Annotated in this window: 1 protein-coding gene and 1 rRNA gene; both read right to left on the bottom strand. The window is 71.3% G+C overall.

Annotated features, from left to right (window positions below; translation table 11 throughout):
* Window positions 1–725, bottom strand: a 725-nt coding sequence (locus ACIOFR_RS33520; RefSeq protein WP_401003137.1) for a hypothetical protein, incomplete at its 3' end; no start/stop codon positions are given.
* Between the two features lie 508 nt (window positions 726–1,233).
* Window positions 1,234–1,324 (bottom strand): 5S ribosomal RNA (gene rrf / locus ACIOFR_RS33515); the annotation flags it as partial.

The following is a 1,324-nucleotide window of genomic DNA, read 5'->3' as shown; positions in this document are numbered from 1 at the left end:
CGGACGGTCACCGTAGGACGGACGGCCACCACGGTCGCCACCGCCCTGGTACCCGCCACCGGAGGGGCGGTCACCGTACGACGGACGGCTGCCACGGTCACGGTCGCCGTACGACGGGCGGCTGCCGCGGTCACGGTCGCCGTAGGACGGACGGTCACCCCGGTCGTCACGACGCGGACGGTCGTCACGGTTGAACCCACCACCCGAGGACGGACGGTCGCCGTACGACGGACGGCTGCCACGGTCACGGTCACCGTACGACGGGCGGCCACCACGGTCGCCACCGCCCTGGTACCCGCCACCGGAGGGGCGGTCACCGTACGACGGGCGGCTGCCACGGTCACGGTCACCGTAGGAGGGCCGGTCGCCCCGGTCGTCACGACGCGGACGGTCGTCACGGTTGAAGCCACCACCCGAGGACGGACGGTCGTCACGGCGGAAGTCACCACGCGGACGGTCGTCGCGGTTGAAGCCGCCACCCGAGGACGGACGGTCGTCGCGACGCGGACGGTCACCGTACGACGGGCGGCCACCACGGTCGCCACCGCCCTGATACCCACCACCGGACGGACGGTCACCATACGACGGACGGCTGCCACGGTCGCGGTCACCGTACGAGGGACGGTCACCCCGGTCGTCACGACGCGGACGGTCATCCCGGTTGAACCCACCACCCGAGGACGGACGGTCGCCGTAGGAGGGACGCCCACCACGGTCACGGTCACCGTAGGACGGACGGCCACCACGGTCGCCACCGCCCTGGTACCCACCACCGGACGGACGGTCGCCGTACGACGGACGGCTGCCACGGTCACGGTCACCGTACGAGGGACGGTCACCCCGGTCATCGCGACGCGGACGGTCATCCCGGCGGTAGCCGCCCGCGCCACGGTCATCCCGACGCGGGCCGCGGTCGTAGGACGAGCCTCCACCCGAACGGGGCTCGTAACCGCGGCCCTCGTCCGATCGGCGCTCGGGACGGTCCTGGGGCGGGTTCGACATCCTGGTGACTCCTGTCTGCTGCTTCGACCTCTGGCGCCGCTGCCGTTCCGGGCACCAGCGTCATCGCATCCTGGTGCCGGCCCCCTGGCCGCACACCACCTCTATTGTCCGGCATCCGGTCCGGGCCCGCGTGCGGGCCGACGCCGGTGCCGTCCGGCGTACTTCACGAGCTGTCAAAGAAAAAAGGCCGTGGCCCCAGCGATTCGCTGGGGCCACGGCCTTTGAATAATTGTTCGGCGGCGTCCTACTCTCCCACAGGGTCCCCCCTGCAGTACCATCGGCGCTTTGAGGCTTAGCTTCCGGGTTCGGAATGTAACCGGGC

Origin of the sequence: Kitasatospora sp. NPDC088346, assembly GCF_044740765.1 — a bacterium.
Lineage (GTDB): Bacteria > Actinomycetota > Actinomycetes > Streptomycetales > Streptomycetaceae > Kitasatospora.
Note: the sequence above shows the minus strand (reverse complement) of the source record. Positions and strands in the feature narration are given on the sequence as shown.